Genomic DNA, 14734 nt, shown 5'->3' with positions numbered 1-14734 from the left:
CCGGGTATTGACCGATCGGGCCACGAAGTTGTTTGAACAAGCTCAGGTCAGCAGAGTGCGCCCGTACCAGTCGTTCCGGTCCCGCACCCCGGGCAGGGCGAAGAAGTACCCGCCGCCGAACGGCGAGATGTAGTCGACCAGCGGTTCGCCGGCCAGCCGCTTCTGCACGGTCTCGAACTGCCGCGCCAGGTCCTGCTGGTAGCAGCTGAACAGCAGGCCCATGTCGAGGTTGCCGTTGCTGTCCATGCCCCGGTCGTAGTTGTAGGCGCGGCGCAGGATCCGCTGGTCGGCGGAGGCCGTGGTGCGCGGGTTGGCCAGCCGGATGTGCGCGTCCAGCGGGATGACGTCGCCCTTGGGATCGGCGGCGTAGTCGGGCGTGTCGTGTTCGGCGTCGCCGTCCAGGGGCGCCCCCGACTGGCGGGAGCGGCCGAACATCCGCTCCTGCTCGCTCAGCGAGACCCGGTCCCAGAACTCCACCAGCATGCGGATGAGCCGCACCACCTGGTAGCTGCCGCCGACCGCCCAGTCCGGCTCGCCGGAGTCCGCGCCGACCCACACCAGCCGGTCCATCTCACGGGCGCTGCCGGTCTCAGGGTTGGCGGTGCCGTCCTTGAAGCCGAGCAGGTTGCGCGGGGTGCCGGACGGCCGGGGCGGGCTGGTGAACCCGTCCAGCCGCCAGCGGACCTGCATGCCGCCGCGGGTGTGCCGGGCGATGTCGCGCAGTGCGTGCAGCACGGTGTCGGTGTCGTCCGCGTGCAACTGCAAACTGAGGTCGCCGTGGCACCACTCGGTCCTGAGGTCGTCGTCCGGGAAGGCCGGCATCGTGGTCAGCCGACGGGGCCGCAGTTTCCCGAGCCCGTACCGGTCGTCGAAGAGCGAGGCGCCGACGCCGACGGTCACCGCCAGCGCCCCCGACGGCAGTTGCTCGCCGAGGACGCCGGAGTCGGCGGGCGGCGCGGTGACGCCCACCGGGCCGGGGGTGCCGCCGGAGGTGAGGAAGCGGGCGCGTTCGGTGAGCGTGTGCAGCAGGTCGGCCAGCTCGGCGCGGCTTCCGGCGGTGACGTCGAGCGAGGTGAAGACGGTCGTCCGGCGCGGGGCCGCGATCGCGGACTGCTGACGGGCGCCGTGGAAGGGCGCGATGGCCGGCGTCGCCGCGGTGGGGTCGGTGATCGGGGCGGCCGCGCCGCCTGCGGCCAGCCCCGCGCCCGCGAGCGCCGCGCCCCGCAGGAAGCCGCGGCGGCCGACTCCCCCCTTGCCCGTCGTCTCGTCGGTGCTCATACCGTCCTCCGCGGGTCGCACAGGGTCGCCACCGACGCCAGCCGTTCCACCAGGTCCCCGAGCGCCGCGTCGACGTTCTCGCGCTGCCGGTGGCTCAGCTGCCCCAGGGGTGTCCAGGTGCCGTCGTGCTCGAATCCGCCGAGCGTCTTTCCGGCCCGGTCCAGTTCGTTCTCCAGAGCCGGCAGACCGGCGTACCGGGTGGCCAGCAGGGGGTGCAGCCGGGACATGACCTGCACCGTGCCGTCGAGGTTGGCGCGGGCGGTGGCGAGGTTGCTGCCGCTGCCGTAGTCGGTACGGCCGGTGAGTTCGAACTGCACCGTGTTCTCCAGGATCTCGTGCGCCCGCAGCCCCAGCTGGGCGGGGTCCATCCGGGTCTCCGCCCAGTCGTCGCGGAGTGCGGTGACCGCCTTCACCAGGCCGGCCGCAGGGCCGCGCAGGCTGCTCGCGGACTCGCCGTGCCACAGGCCGTACTCGATGCGGTGGAAGCCCGTGAAGTCCTTGTCGTGCACTCCGCCGGGCAGGCCCGCGTCCGTGCCGTTGATCGCGCCGTCCGCGTCCCCGAAGGCGTCGTACGCCGCGCCCAGCCGCTCGTACTCCAGGTGCGCCGGCAGCCAGTCGCTGCGGGCGGCGGCGAGGTCGCCGCCGTCGATAGCGTCCCGCAGCGTCGTCGTCAGCCGTACGACGTCGGACAGGCCGCTGCCGATCCACTTCTGGTAGGCGAGCGCCGGCGGGATCAGATCGTGCTCGGTGACCGGGGCCGCGGCCGGCCCGCTGCGCCCCTTGGCGATGCGGACGGTGGGCCCGGTGACGGCGTCGGCGTCGTCGGGGACGCACTTGAACGCGTAGCTGCCCTTGCCGAGGCGGACGGTGAGTTCCCGGGTGGTGCCGGGGCCGATGTCCTCCACCTCGCCGTAGACGGCCTGGCTCTTCGGGTCCTCCAGGAGGACCTCGGCGGGGCCGTCGGTCGGGTTGCGCAGGTCGAAGACCTGGACACCAGGGGTGGGTGTGCTCCAGCCCCGGCCGCAGCGGCTGGCGGACACCTCCACCGTGGTGTGCGGCAGGGCGGCCGGGTCGGCGTGTGCGGGGCGTGAGTCGCGCGTGAGCGCCAGGACTCCGGCCACCAGGCAGACGACGGCGACCGTGATGACCGCCCAGGGACGCAAGGACCTCCAGCCGAGGCCGGACAACATCATCCCGAGCTCCCGGGGTCGTACCGTTCGTGATCGCCTCATGCTAAGCAGGCCTTCGCATTCGAACGGCCGTCCAGGCAAACCCATGACCAAGAGTTCCCTGCGGGTTCACCGGACCTCCCGAGGAGCCCCTCAGTCGGTGCCGGGCTGGACCAGCCTGAAGAGGGCGCGGGCGCCGGCGCGCTGTACGGACCGCCGCAGCCGGGCCGGGAGCGGACGGGAGGCGGGCGCGGGGGCGGGGATGCCGGCCAGGCGGGGGAAGAGGGCTTCGGCGTTGGTGCGGTTGACGGCGGCGAGGGCGCCGGCCTCGACACCGGTGTCGAGGCCGTTGGCGAAGTACGGGCCGGCCGCGGCCGGCGCGAACGGCCGGTCACTGCCGAACAGCACGTGCCCGGGGCGGGCGAAGGCGAGCAGCGTGGGCAGGGCGGCGGGGCTGGACGAGAGCGCGGTGTCGAAGTAGAAGCCGCGGAGGTCCTCCAGGATGTCCAGGGGACTGCGCCCGGTGTCGGCGGCGAGGGCGACGGCCGTCCGGTGCGAGGCGTACGGCACGAAGCCGCCCGCGTGGCCTCTTCGACGCCCGCCTCACCGACCACATCGACGAGACGATCAGCGGCGTCAAGCTCAGGATCCGCTTCCTGCGGGTCGACGAGCGGCACCACTCGATCGCGATCGCCGCCGTACGGGGCCTGCCGATCGACCCGGTCCGCACCCGCGTCCAGCACCTCAACATCCAGGCCGCCTCCCTGGACGACCTGGCCCGCAGCTATCAGCGTGTACATGAACTCGGCTTCGAGATGGCCCTGTCCGTCGGACAGCACACCAACGACAAGGAACTCTCCTACTACGCCCGCACCCCCATCGGGCTTCGAGTGGGAGGTCGGCTGGAACCCCCTGGTCATCGACGAGTCGACCTGGAAACCCGGCACCCACCAGGGCATCAGCGTCTGGGGCCACACCCCGGTCGGCCAGACGATCATCGACAGGCTGGACCGCTTCCGCCTCGCCGCCCGCTCCCTGGCCCACCCGGAGCGGACCGTGCCCGCACTGAGCGGATCCGGCATCCCCGACGCCTGACACCGCCGCTCCTCACGTCCCCCGTCCGGGGGCCGCCGACGCCTCCGAGAACCCCGGTCGCCGTCGGTCTCGGCGGGCTGAGGAGAGCGGCCCTCTCAGCCCGCCTGCTCCGCCGCCCGCAGGGGGCATCCGGTGCCGACGCGCGCTTCGAGTTCGGTCCGCAGGGACGCGAGTTCGGCCATGCGCGCGTCGACGACCCGGATCTTCTCCTCGAACAGCGCGGACAGCGCCTCGGCCGAGTCCGGCGCCTCGCTCAGCTCCTCGAAGTGCCGTCCGATCTCGGCCAGCGAGAAGCCGAGGGCCTGCGCGGTACGGACGTAGTGCAGCCAGGGCACCGTCTCCGGCGGGAAGTCGCGGTACCCGTTGGCCAGGCGCCGGCCCGTGACGAGGCCGATCTTCTCGTAGAAGCGAATGGTGTCCTTGCTCAGGCCGGCCCGCGCGGCCAGCTCTCCGATACGCATGACCCTCCGCCGGACTGCCGCACTGGGACTTGACGTTGGACAGTACTCCACTGTTTAGCGTGAGGCGTCGCCGCTACGAATCGAGCAGGAGCCTCGTCGTGATCCGTCTCTCCGCCCCCCACCCACCCCGCCTATCCGCGCCTCGTCCGTGCGAGCGCCTGGTACGACCTCGTCGTCACCGCGGGGTTCGCGACCCCCTGGACCTATGCGTTCGTGCACGACGGACTGTCGTCGCTGGGGGACACCCTCGGGCTGGGCGTGCTGCCCGCACTCGACCCGATGCAGACCCTGTACGCGAACCTGATGGGCTCGGTCGTGGTGGTCTGGGCGCTCCTGCGGATCATCGAGCCGCTTCCCACGCACGGCCTCTTCGACGGCGTGGCGCGCGCCCAGTTCGCCCTGTGGCAGGCGTACGCGCTGGGCCACGGTGCCACGCGACTGCTGTGGCTCTTCCTCGTGGTGGAGGTGGCGTTCGGTGTCGCCCAGCTGTGGCCATGGCGGTGGACCCGGCGGACCGGCTTCGTCTCCTGCCCTCGGCTGCCATGAACGCCATCGCGGATACGACGGCGGGTGACGAACCTGATCGCACGGTACGCGGAGCCGGTCGACACCGGGGACTTCGCCGGCGTCGAGCGGATGCTCCGGGACACCGTGATCCTCTACGAGGACGGGACCCCGCGCACCCGGTGTTCCGGCGGGCGGTGCCGTCCGCCGGAACACACCGGCCTAGCGGGTGAGTCCGGTCGGCTCGTCGAGTCGGGTCAGCTTGTGCGGGTTGGCCACCGCGTGGATGCGGATGACGCGGCCGTCCGCCACCTCGACGCTCACCGCCGCCAGTCGGCCGCCGACCTCGATGCGGCCGGCGGGCGCGCCGTTGAGCCAGAGCGGCGACACCGTGCGGTCCGGTTGGGCGAGCAGCGCGGCCACCAGTTCGGCGCCGTGCACCGGGGCGGTCGCGGCATCGCCCTGTCCACCGCCGTCGGCGATCAGGACCACGTCGGGTGCCATGACCTCCATCAGCTCCTGCACCCGCCCGGTGCGCAGCGCGGCCAGGAACCGCTCCACCACGGCACGCTGTTCCGACCGGCTCACCCGGACCCGGGGCCGCCGGGCCGCCACATGCTCGCGGGACCGCCGGGCGATCTGCCGTACCGCGGCGGCCGACTTGCCCACCGCCTCGGCGATCTCCCCGTACGGCACGTCGAAGACCTCGCGGAGCACGAACACCGCCCGCTCGGTCGGTGCCAGCGTCTCCAGCACGGTGAGCATCGCGATCGAGACGCTGTCCGCGAGTTCGACGTCCTCGGCGACGTCGGGACCGGTCAGCAGCGGCTCCGGCAGCCATTCGCCGACGTAGTCCTCGCGGCTGCGGGAGAGCGTCCGCAGCCGGTTGAGCGCCTGGCGGGTGACGATCCGGACGAGATACGCCCGCGGGTCCCGCACCCGGGACCCGTCGACGTCGGCCCATCGCAGCCAGGACTCCTGGAGCACGTCCTCCGCGTCGGCCGCCGACCCGAGCATCTCGTAGGCGACCGTGAACAGCAGACGGCGGTGGGCGACGAACGGGTCCTCGGCGGTCGAGTCGGCCGTCATGCCGTCGCGGCGGGCTTGGCCAGTGGGATCGCGCAGGCGTCGGAGAAGCCCTGCGAGCCGACCCCGTTCGCCACGTTCGCCCTGGTCGCCAGGTTGACATAGGCGATGAACGCGGTGAGTTCGACCATCGCCGGCGCGCCGAGCCGGTCCAGCAGCCCGGCGTACATCTCGTCAGTCACGGTCGGCGGGGTGTGCGTCATGGCCTCGGCGTACCCCATCACGTCCCGCTCCAGTGGCGCGAAGACGTCCGCCTCCCGCCAGCGCGGCACCTGGCTGGCCTTGGCCAGGTCCAGGTTCTCGTTCTGCGCCTGGAAGTAGCCGACGTCCAGGCACCAGCTGCAGCCGACCTGCGCGGCCACCGCCATGTGCGCGAACGACTTGAGGCTCGCCTCGGCGCGGTCCCAGGCGCCGACCCTGCCGCCGAACTCCAGGTTGTCCTGGGCGACCTGGGGGCTGTGCCACAGCACCTCGACGTTCTCGGGCACGGCACCGAGCTGTTCGACCATTTTCTCCTGGAGCCCGGCGGGGAGCTCGGCCTTCGGAATGCGCAGCGTCACGGTGTTCTCCTCATGCGTTGCCGGTGTGCGTTGCCTGTTCGGCATGAAGACACCGCCCGGAGCGCGGATGTGACAGGAGCTAGCCCAGGGGCCTGCCGGCGTCCTCGGTCGCCGCCAGGATCCTGCGGCCGATCTCGTGCAGCTGCCGCACCTGCGCCCGGGTCAGCGGGTCGAAGACCAGCCGGCGTACGGTCGCCACATGCGACGGTGCCGAGCCGACGGCCTTGGCCCAGCCCGCCTCCGTCAGCGTCGCCACGGTGAAGCGGCCGTTGTCCGGGTCCGGCTCCCGGCGCAGCCAGCCCCGGTCCTCCAGGCGCCTGGCGACATGGGAGAGCCGGGACAGCGACCCGTGGGCGAACACCGCCAGTTCGCTCATCCGCAGGGTACGGTCGGGCGCCTCGGAGAGTCCTGCCAGCACCTGGTACTCGAAGTGACTGATCCCCGCGTCGCGCTGCAACTGCGCGTCCAGTTCCGCCGGGAGCCGGACCAGCACACCGGCGAGGGCGAGCCAGGACGGTGTCTCGTCGTCGGTCAGCCGGCGCGGCTCGGAAGTGATCACGGGAAAAGCCTAGCTTTGCGCCTCAAGTGATCCTGCCGACGGGTCGGTTGACGCTTCAAGCCGAAGAGGTCCCTCTTCGACCGGCCGAGCGGTTCGGCACCGACACCGGATACGCGGTCGCCGACCGCGCACTCCAGGTGCACGGCGGCTACGGGTACCTCAGCGCGTACGGTATCGAGAAGATCGTCCGCGACCTGCGGGTCCACCAGATCCTGGAAGGAACCAACGAGATCATGCGCGTCATCGTGGCCCGCGGCCTCACGGAGGCGTTCGGATGAGCGACGTCCTGCTGCACACCGCCGGCCGGGCGGCCCACCTCACCCTCAACCGCCCCAAGGCCCTCAACGCCCTGTCCCACGCCATGGTCCGCTCCATCGACGAGGCCCTCACCGGCTGGGAGCACGACCCGGCCGTCGAGACCGTCGTCATCACCGGCGCGGGGGAGCGCGGCCTGTGCGCGGGCGGTGACATCCGGAGCATCTACGAGGACGCCCGCGCCGGGGACGGCACCGCGTCGGCGGAGTTCTGGCGCGACGAGTACCACCTCAACGCCCGGATCGCCCGCTATCCCAAGCCCTATGTGGCGATCATGGACGGCATCGTCATGGGCGGCGGGGTCGGCGTCTCCGCGCACGGCAGCGTCCGGATCGTCACCGAGCGTTCCCGGGTCGCCATGCCGGAGACCGGCATCGGCTTCGTCCCCGACGTCGGCGGGACCTATCTGCTCGCCCTCGCCCCGGGCGAACTGGGCACCCATCTCGCCCTGACGGGGGCTCAGATCGGCGCCGCGGACGCCCTGTTGTGCGGACTCGCCGACCACTGTGTCCCCTCGGACAGGATCGGGCGGCTGATCGCCGACCTCGCCGACCGGCCCGTGCGCGAGGCGCTCACCCGGCACGTGCGACCGGCGCCGGTGGGCGAACTGGCCCGCCACCGGGAGTGGATCGACGCCTGCTACGCCGCCGGCACGGTCGAGGAGATCGTCCGGCGGCTGCTCGCCCACGGCGCCCCGGCGGCGAAGGAGGCGGCGGAGACCCTGCTGTCGAGGTCGCCGACCGCCCTGAAGGTCACCCTGGCGGCGATGCGCCGGGCCCGGCGGCTCGGCCCGCTGGAGCGGGTCCTCGATCAGGAGTACCGCGTCTCCTGCGCCGCCCTGTCCGCCCCCGACCTGGTGGAGGGCATCCGCGCCCAGATCATCGACAAGGACCGGAACCCGCGCTGGTCCCCGGCCACCCTCGCCGAGGTCACCGACGCCGACGTGGACCGGTTCTTCGCTCCGCTCGGCGAGCGCGAACTGGGGCTCGCAGGACCCGGCACCACCACGGAGGCGGCCTGGTGAGGCGAGTTCACCGAGGCCCGGCCGCTTGACCGGGCGCACCATGGACGCGGCCGAGGCGGAGCGCAGCGGGCTGGTGGCGCGCGTGGTGCCGGCCGGCGAACTGCTCGGCGAGGCCCTCGCGGTCGCCGAGACGGTGGCGGGCATGGCGCTGCCGGTCGCGATGATGGCGAAGGAAGCCGTCGGCCGGGCCTTCGAGACGACGCTCGCCGAGGGCGTCCGCTTCGAACGGCGGCCGTTCCACCCGGTGTTCGCCACCGCCGACCAGAAGGAGGGCATGAACACCTTCGTCGGCAGACGCCCGACCGAGTTCCGTCACCGCTGACCCGGCATGCCCAGAACCGGCCACCAGGCGCGAGATGAAGATCACGCCTGGTCATGCGGTCTTGGCCGTGCCCCTGACACGCGGTACGGTCTGTCCGATATCGACGACGCCAGAACGGAAGCCGGTGAGAGTCCGGCACGGTCGCGCCACTGTATGCGAGAGCCCCCGGGACCTCGTGAGTCAGACCCGTAGCCGTCGTCCAATGCACCACCGAGATGGGACGCGAACTCCCAGAGGAGGTTCTGCCATGGCGCAGACCGTCGCGCAGCCGACAGCCACCACCCCCGTCGTTCCCGCCAAGCTGCCGCTGAGTGCGATAGCTCCCTGGGCGGTCTTCTTCGGCATCCTCATGCTCATCCTGCTCTACTTCGTCGGCGCCGAGCAGGGCGCCACCTCCGTGTTCAACGGCACGGACGTCCACGAGTGGGTGCACGACGCCCGCCACCTCCTCGGCTTCCCCTGCCACTGACGTAAGGGACGCCGCACGCTCATGAACTCCGCAACGGTAAGAAACCTCCTGGTGCGGGGCATGCTCGCCGGCCTGGCCGCCGGCGTGCTCGCCCTCGTCGCCGCCTATCTCCTCGGTGAACCGAACGTAGACAAGGCGATCGGCTTCGAGGACGCCCACTCGCACGAGCACGAGATGGAGGTCGTCTCCCGTTCCCTCCAGTCCACCGCCGGCCTGGCCACCGGTGTGCTGCTCTACGGGGTCGCCTTCGGCGGCATCGCCGCCCTCGCCTACTGCTTCGCCCTCGGCCGCGTGGGCCGCTTCTCGCCGCGGGCGACGGCGCTGCTGCTGTCCGGCAGCGCGCTGCTCGCCGTGTACGTGGTGCCGTTCCTGAAGTACCCGGCCAACCCGCCGTCGGTGGGCGACCCGGACACCATCGGCAAGCGGACCACGCTGTACTTCCTCATGATGGTGCTCAGCGTGCTGCTTGCGGTCGCCGCGACCATCCTGGGCAAGCGGCTCCGGCCGAGCCTCGGCACCTGGTGGGCGACCGTCGTCGCGGTGGCCGCGTTCGCGGTCGTCATCGGGCTGGCGTACCAGTTCCTGCCGACCATCAACGAGGTGCCGGCGGACTTCCCGGCCACGCTGCTGTGGCGGTTCCGGCTCTCCGCGCTGGCCATCCAGCTGGTGCTGTGGGGCGGATTCGGCCTGCTCTTCGGTGAGTTGGCCGAACGGCAGCTCAACCCCAGGCCGGCGACGGCCCCGGCCGGGCGGACGGTTCCCGCCGCCCACTGAACGATTCACGTCACGCGAGGGCCCTTCGGAACGATCCGGGGGCCCTCTCGCGTTCTCCGGGAACCGGCCCATCAGGCGGGGACGAGCAAGGCGAGGAGCGGAGGACCCGAGTGGCCAGACACCCCCAGCCACGCCGTATCACCCTCGGCGGCCACGAGGCCGTCGCCCTCACTGTCCGCGAGTACGAGCAACTGGTCGCCAGCCGTCGGCAGATCGGCGGCCAGAGCGCCCGGGTACGGGTGCTCGCCCAGCAGGTGAAGCGGACCGAACAGCTCCTGAACGAGCTGGAGAACCTGGTCGGCGACCCGGCGGACCGCCCCGAGCCGGACTGCCGTGAGCCGGACGGCCCGCCGGCGCCGGAGTGCCGGGCCGCGGCGGCCGCGGGCGATGCGCCGGACGCCGAGTGCCTGCGCTGCGCGATAGCGGACCTGCTCCGTCGCCACCGCGCCCCGGCCCGCAGCCAGGTCCGCGACCCGGCCACCTGACGCCGGTCGGCGACGGCGGCCGTATCCCGCCCGGCGCGTCGGGACAGCCCGGCGGAGCCGGTCGTGCCACCTCCGTGGTCAGGGAATCCGGGGCGAACCCGGAGCCGACGCGCTCGACCGGTCCACGCGCAGAAGTGAACCGCCAGGCGCTGGGCATCAGCGCGCCGAAACGGTACGCAGGCAGTCAGTGCTTGCGGGCGTCCGGTCGCTCCGCCCGGGTGGTGGCGAGATAGGCGCGCACCAGTGCCTGGCCCGTCCGGCAGCGCGCGGGGCGGCAGTCGGGGCAGCGCCTCACATGGTCCAGATAGGTGTCGTAGCGATCCTGGGCGGCGGGCGAGAGGGAGCTCTCCACGGTGCGGCCTCTCGTGAGTGCCCGGGGGCGCGGTAGTTGACTGATGTTCAGTATGCGCCGCCGCAGACTTTCCGGAACGTCCGCCGCGCCCGTCGGGGAGCCGTTCGGCCGACCGTCCGGTCCCTTCCGTACGACCGCCGTATCCTGCGGTCCGTGACGGCGACCTATGTACTGGACGGGACCGGGATCACCACGCTGGAGGACTTCTGGCGGGTGATCGGCGAGGCGGTCAACGGACCCGGCGGCTACTTCGGCGCTGCTGTGAACCAGCCGTGAACCCGCGGTGTCTTCGGCGGCAGCGCCGGTGCCGCACTCGCGTCCACCGCCGCTGACAAGGAAAGATGGGCGTCCAGCGATCGATCAACGACTGCGGAGGAAGTGGACTCATGCCGCATGAGCGAGCGGGCCGGCCGGCGGCTCCGGAGGACCTCGTCGACGTGGCCCGGCTGGTCACGGCGTACTACGCACTGCACCCCGACCCGGCCGACCCGGCCCAGCGGGTGGCGTTCGGCACCTCGGGGCACCGCGGATCGTCGCTGACGACCGCGTTCAACGAGGACCACATCGCGGCCACCAGCCAGGCCATCTGCGAATACCGGAGCGGCCAGGGCACCGACGGCCCCCTCTTCCTGGGCGCCGACACCCACGCCCTGTCCGAGCCCGCCAAGGTCACCGCCCTGGAGGTGTTCGCCGCCAACGGCGTCACCGTCCTGATCGACAGCGCCGACGGCTACACGCCGACCCCCGCCGTCTCGCACGCCATCCTCACCCACAACCGCGGCCGTACCACCGGACTCGCGGACGGCGTCGTGGTCACCCCCTCGCACAACCCGCCCGCCGACGGCGGCTTCAAGTACAACCCGCCCAGCGGCGGCCCGGCCGCCTCCGATGCCACCTCCTGGATCCAGGACCGCGCCAACCGGATCATCGCCGACGGGATGAAGGACGTACAGCGCCTTCCCTACGAGCGCGCGCTCGCCGTGCCCACCACCGTCCGGTACGACTTCATGGGCGTCTACGTCGACGACCTGCCGAGCGTCCTCGACCTCGACGCCGTCCGGGCGTCCGGGCTGCGCATCGGCGCCGACCCGCTCGGCGGGGCCTCCGTCGCCTACTGGGGCCGGATCGCCGAACGGCACAGCCTCGACCTCACCGTGGTCAACCCGTACACCGACCCCACCTGGCGGTTCATGACGCTGGACTGGGACGGCAAGATCCGCATGGACTGCTCGTCGCCGTACGCGATGGCCTCGCTGATCGAGAAGCGGGACGAGTTCAGGGTCGCCACCGGCAACGACGCGGACGCCGACCGGCACGGCATCGTCACCCGCGACGCCGGCCTGATGAACCCCAACCACTACCTGGCCGTCGCCATCTCCTACCTCTACCGCCACCGCGAGCAGTGGGCGGCGAGCGCCGGCGTCGGCAAGACTCTCGTCTCCTCCTCGATGATCGACCGGGTCGCCGCCGACCTCGGCCGTCAACTGGTCGAGGTTCCGGTCGGGTTCAAGTGGTTCGTCGACGGACTGGCCAGCGGCGCCATCGGGTTCGGCGGCGAGGAGTCGGCCGGCGCCTCCTTCCTGCGCCGGGACGGCTCGGTGTGGACGACCGACAAGGACGGCATCCTGCTCGCCCTGCTCGCCTCCGAGATCACGGCCGTGACGGACAAGACCCCGTCCGAGCACTACGCCGACCTGACCGCCCGCTTCGGCGAACCCGCCTACGCCCGCATCGACGCCCCGGCGACCCGCGAGGAGAAGGCGCTCCTCGCCAAGCTCTCCCCGGCTCAGGTCACCGCCGAGACCCTCGCGGGCGAACCGGTCACGGGGGTGCTCACGGAGGCTCCGGGCAACGGAGCGGCGATCGGCGGCATCAAGGTGACCACGGAGAACGCCTGGTTCGCGGCCCGCCCGTCCGGCACCGAGGACGTGTACAAGATCTACGCCGAGTCGTTCCAGGGGCCCGACCACCTGACCCGGGTACAGGAGGAGGCCAAGGCGGTGGTGATGGCCGCGCTCGGCGGCTGACGCCCCGTGCCGGAGGCGGTGGCCGGACCGGCTGGACCACCGTCTCCAGCGCCCGCTGGGTCAGTCCGGCGTGGCCAAAGCCCGGATGGGCGGCCGGATCCGTGTCGTACGTGCCGATCGCTGCCGCCGACTCCACGACCAGCTCTGCTCGGCCGGGTCTGTGCGGCGCGTCGGACGGCCCGCTTCCGAGTGCGCCGGGCAGCCGTATCTACGTCTCGATCAGCCCGTCCGGTCGGGTGTCGTCGGCCACCGGCAGCGGGTGGTCGACGGCGAGTGGGGTGTCGGCGGCGTTGCCGGAGCGGGCGAAGTGGTGGGCGGGCGTGGCGAGTTCGCCGGGGCGGTGACGGCGCCGCAGCCGCGCGACCCGGGTGTGCAGCCGGGAGCGCCGGGCGCCGGACAGGTCGGCGTAGACGGTGTCGCGGACCAGGGCGTGCACGAACCGGACGCGGCCGGGCCCGGGTTCGGCCAGCAGGTCGGCGGCGAGCGCGGCGTCGAGCCCGGCCAGCACCTCCTCCTCCGGCGCGTCGGCGGCGTCGACGAGCAGGGCGACTTCGGCCTCCAGACCCAGCACGGCGGTGAGCTGGACGACGGCCCGCGCGGCGGCGGGCAGCAGGGCGAGGCGCCGGCGCAGCACGTCGCGTACACCCTGCGGGACCTCGGAGAGCGCCACCGGTGCGCCCCGGTCGGCGAGGAGACGGGCGCTCTCCAGGACGTAGAAGGGGTTGCCGCCGGTGCGCTCGGTCAGCGCTGCCACCGTCGCCGGATCCACCGGAGCTCCGCAGACGGCGTCGACCAGGGTGGCGGTGTCCCGCGGTGGCAGGCCGCCGAGCGCGATCCGGTGCGGGGCGCCCGGCGCGAGCCGGGCGAGGGTCCGCAGGAGGTGCTCGCCGACCTCGGCGGGACGGTAGGCGGCGACGGTGAGCAAGGGGACCCCGGTGACGGCGGCGGCCGCCTCGACCAGGGCGAGGGTCTCGGCGTCGGCGTGGTGCAGGTCCTCCAGCAGGACGGCGAGGGGCGCCGCGGAGGCGGCGGCGCGCAGCCGGGCGGCGAAGACACGGTGCATGCGGAAACGCCCGGCGGCGGCCGCGTTCTCCGGCTCCCGAAGCGGCACCGTCAGTCCCTCCGGTCTGGCCGGAGGCGCCTCGCGGGCGAGCGCGCCGAGTGCCTCCGTCCAGGCCCAGGCGGGCGGCGCGCCCTCGTACTCGGGGCTGCAGCCGGTCGCCACCCGCCAGCCGTCCTGCCGCAGCCGGGCGGCGGCCCGGTCCAGGAACGCGGACTTGCCGGCGCCTGCCTCGCCGGTGACCAGCAGCACGGCGCCGCCCTGCCGGGCGGCCCGGGCGGCGGTGTCGACGGCCCGCAGCTCCGCACCCCGGCCGACGAACAGGCCGCGGCCCGTACGCTGCGGCGCGGTGCGTGCGGGCCGCTCGTCGTCGGGCTCCGGCACGGCCGCGCGCAGGACGTCGAGCCGCCCGTTGAGCACGGCCTGCTCCAGCCTTCTCAGCGCGGGGCCGGGATCGCAGCCGAGTTCGTCGCGCAGCACGGCGGTGGCGCGGCGCAGCGAGGAGAGTGCGTCGGCCTGCCGGTCGCAGGCCCACTGCGCGAGGGCGAGCAGCCGCCAGCCCTCCTCACGCAGGGGACTGTCCCGGACGAGGGACTCGGCGTCGGTCGCCGCCTGCGCCACCCGGCCGGTGCGCAGATCGGCGGCCACGGCGAGTTCACGGGCCTCGGCACGCAGCCCCGTGAGCCGGGCCACCTCGGCGGCGGCCCAGGCCTCGTCCGCGTGCTCGGCGAAGGCCGGCCCGCGCCACCAGCCGAGCGCCTCGGCGAGCAGCAGGCGGGCTTCCGCGGCCGGGGCGTCGCGGGCCCGGCGGACCCAGGACTCGAACCGCCAGGCATCCACCGCGTCCCCGGCCAGCCTGAGCGCGTATCCGGGTGGCGCGGTGACCAGAACGGCGGCCGGGGCACGTGGCGGCCGCCCCGGTTCCAGGGACCGGCGCAGATTGGACAGGTAGGCGTGCAGCGACACGCTGGCCTTGGCCGGCGGCTCGCCCCGCCACAGCGCTTCCGCCATCCGGTCGACCGGTACGACACCACCCCGGGCCGCGATCAGCAGCGCCAGCACGGCACGCTGCCGCGGGGCGCCCAACTCGACCGGCGTTCCGGCGACTTCGGCGCCGAGCGGACCCAGGACTCGCAAACGCAGCACGGCGCGGGAATCTACCCGAGCCGCACGTGCAACCCGTCAACAGACGAT

At 72.9% G+C, this 14734-nt stretch carries 14 protein-coding genes, 5 pseudogenes and 1 riboswitch; of the genes and pseudogenes, 10 read left to right on the top strand and 9 right to left on the bottom strand.

All coding sequences use genetic code 11. From position 1 onward, the window contains the following. Positions 1-42: 42 nt before the first annotated feature. The 3 genes and pseudogenes from efeB to ACFWXC_RS23855 form a co-directional block, all read right to left on the bottom strand. Positions 43-1278, bottom strand: a complete 1236-nt coding sequence (efeB, locus tag ACFWXC_RS23865) for an iron uptake transporter deferrochelatase/peroxidase subunit (RefSeq protein WP_384481705.1) — start codon at positions 1276-1278, stop codon at positions 43-45. Then, entirely contained in the window at positions 1275-2471 is a 1197-nt protein-coding gene (locus ACFWXC_RS23860) for an EfeM/EfeO family lipoprotein (RefSeq protein WP_384481703.1), read from the bottom strand. Before ACFWXC_RS23860 ends, efeB begins: the two co-directional genes overlap by 4 nt. A gap of 129 nt (positions 2472-2600) precedes the next feature. After that, positions 2601-3032, bottom strand: a pseudogene (locus ACFWXC_RS23855) (amidohydrolase family protein); the annotation flags it as partial. Positions 3033-3034: 2 nt separating this feature from the next. On the opposite strand from ACFWXC_RS23855, the pseudogene ACFWXC_RS23850 reads away from it, so the two are divergent. Continuing rightward, a pseudogene (locus ACFWXC_RS23850) lies at positions 3035-3542 on the top strand (VOC family protein); the annotation flags it as partial. A gap of 95 nt (positions 3543-3637) precedes the next feature. Here ACFWXC_RS23850 and ACFWXC_RS23845 read toward each other — a convergent pair. Beyond that, positions 3638-4003: a MerR family transcriptional regulator gene (locus ACFWXC_RS23845; RefSeq protein WP_384481702.1), complete on the bottom strand. Its 366-nt coding sequence runs from the start codon at positions 4001-4003 to the stop codon at positions 3638-3640. A gap of 213 nt (positions 4004-4216) precedes the next feature. Between ACFWXC_RS23845 and ACFWXC_RS23840 the strand changes: the two genes are divergently transcribed. Continuing rightward, a complete protein-coding gene (locus ACFWXC_RS23840; RefSeq protein ID WP_384481700.1) occupies positions 4217-4549 on the top strand; it encodes a hypothetical protein in 333 nt (110 codons plus the stop codon). A 180-nt stretch (positions 4550-4729) separates the two neighbouring features. Here the strand turns inward: ACFWXC_RS23840 and sigJ are convergent, their stop codons facing one another. The 3 genes from sigJ to ACFWXC_RS23825 form a co-directional block, all read right to left on the bottom strand. Further along, a complete protein-coding gene (gene sigJ, locus ACFWXC_RS23835) occupies positions 4730-5596 on the bottom strand; it encodes an RNA polymerase sigma factor SigJ (RefSeq protein ID WP_384481698.1) in 867 nt (288 codons plus the stop codon). Continuing rightward, the gene (locus ACFWXC_RS23830) at positions 5593-6153 is read right to left on the bottom strand and encodes a carboxymuconolactone decarboxylase family protein (RefSeq protein ID WP_384481696.1); all 561 of its coding nucleotides are present in this window, start codon (positions 6151-6153) and stop codon (positions 5593-5595) included. The genes sigJ and ACFWXC_RS23830 overlap by 4 nt, the downstream gene beginning before the upstream one ends. A 79-nt stretch (positions 6154-6232) precedes the next feature. Beyond that, complete coding sequence (locus ACFWXC_RS23825; protein WP_384481694.1) at positions 6233-6712, bottom strand: MarR family winged helix-turn-helix transcriptional regulator; 480 nt, start codon at positions 6710-6712, stop codon at positions 6233-6235. 83 nt (positions 6713-6795) lie between these two features. On the opposite strand from ACFWXC_RS23825, the pseudogene ACFWXC_RS23820 reads away from it, so the two are divergent. The 6 genes and pseudogenes from ACFWXC_RS23820 to ACFWXC_RS23795 form a co-directional block, all read left to right on the top strand. Next, positions 6796-6990: pseudogene (locus ACFWXC_RS23820) on the top strand (acyl-CoA dehydrogenase family protein); the annotation flags it as partial. Further along, positions 6987-8051, top strand: a complete 1065-nt coding sequence (locus ACFWXC_RS23815) for an enoyl-CoA hydratase/isomerase family protein (protein ID WP_384481692.1) — start codon at positions 6987-6989, stop codon at positions 8049-8051. The pseudogene ACFWXC_RS23820 and the gene ACFWXC_RS23815, both read left to right, overlap by 4 nt. Before the next feature lie 25 nt (positions 8052-8076). Continuing rightward, positions 8077-8373 (top strand): annotated as a pseudogene (locus tag ACFWXC_RS23810) (enoyl-CoA hydratase-related protein); the annotation flags it as partial. Positions 8374-8442: 69 nt separating this feature from the next. Continuing rightward, positions 8443-8585: riboswitch (cobalamin riboswitch) on the top strand. A 35-nt stretch (positions 8586-8620) separates the two neighbouring features. Continuing rightward, entirely contained in the window at positions 8621-8842 is a 222-nt protein-coding gene (locus ACFWXC_RS23805; protein WP_351696601.1) for a CbtB-domain containing protein, read from the top strand. A gap of 21 nt (positions 8843-8863) precedes the next feature. Beyond that, the gene (locus tag ACFWXC_RS23800) at positions 8864-9616 is read left to right on the top strand and encodes a CbtA family protein (protein ID WP_384481690.1); all 753 of its coding nucleotides are present in this window, start codon (positions 8864-8866) and stop codon (positions 9614-9616) included. 110 nt (positions 9617-9726) lie between these two features. Continuing rightward, positions 9727-10101 (top strand): hypothetical protein, encoded by a 375-nt coding sequence (locus tag ACFWXC_RS23795; protein ID WP_384481688.1) that lies wholly within the window; start codon positions 9727-9729, stop codon positions 10099-10101. Positions 10102-10285: 184 nt separating this feature from the next. Here ACFWXC_RS23795 and ACFWXC_RS23790 read toward each other — a convergent pair whose 3' ends face one another. Next, a complete protein-coding gene (locus ACFWXC_RS23790) occupies positions 10286-10453 on the bottom strand; it encodes a hypothetical protein (protein WP_384481686.1) in 168 nt (55 codons plus the stop codon). A gap of 153 nt (positions 10454-10606) precedes the next feature. Here ACFWXC_RS23790 and ACFWXC_RS23785 point away from each other — a divergent pair. Together ACFWXC_RS23785 and pgm are read left to right on the top strand one after the other, a co-directional pair. After that, positions 10607-10708: pseudogene (locus ACFWXC_RS23785) on the top strand (barnase inhibitor); the annotation flags it as partial. Between the two features lie 131 nt (positions 10709-10839). After that, positions 10840-12480: a phosphoglucomutase (alpha-D-glucose-1,6-bisphosphate-dependent) gene (gene pgm, locus ACFWXC_RS23780; protein ID WP_384481682.1), complete on the top strand. Its 1641-nt coding sequence runs from the start codon at positions 10840-10842 to the stop codon at positions 12478-12480. Between the two features lie 208 nt (positions 12481-12688). Here pgm and ACFWXC_RS23775 read toward each other — a convergent pair whose 3' ends face one another. Beyond that, entirely contained in the window at positions 12689-14686 is a 1998-nt protein-coding gene (locus ACFWXC_RS23775) for a BTAD domain-containing putative transcriptional regulator (RefSeq protein ID WP_384481680.1), read from the bottom strand. Positions 14687-14734 lie beyond the last annotated feature (48 nt).

Origin of the sequence: Streptomyces sp. NPDC058683, assembly GCF_042716195.1 — a bacterium.
Classification (GTDB): domain Bacteria; phylum Actinomycetota; class Actinomycetes; order Streptomycetales; family Streptomycetaceae; genus Streptomyces.
Note: the sequence above shows the minus strand (reverse complement) of the source record. Positions and strands in the feature narration are given on the sequence as shown.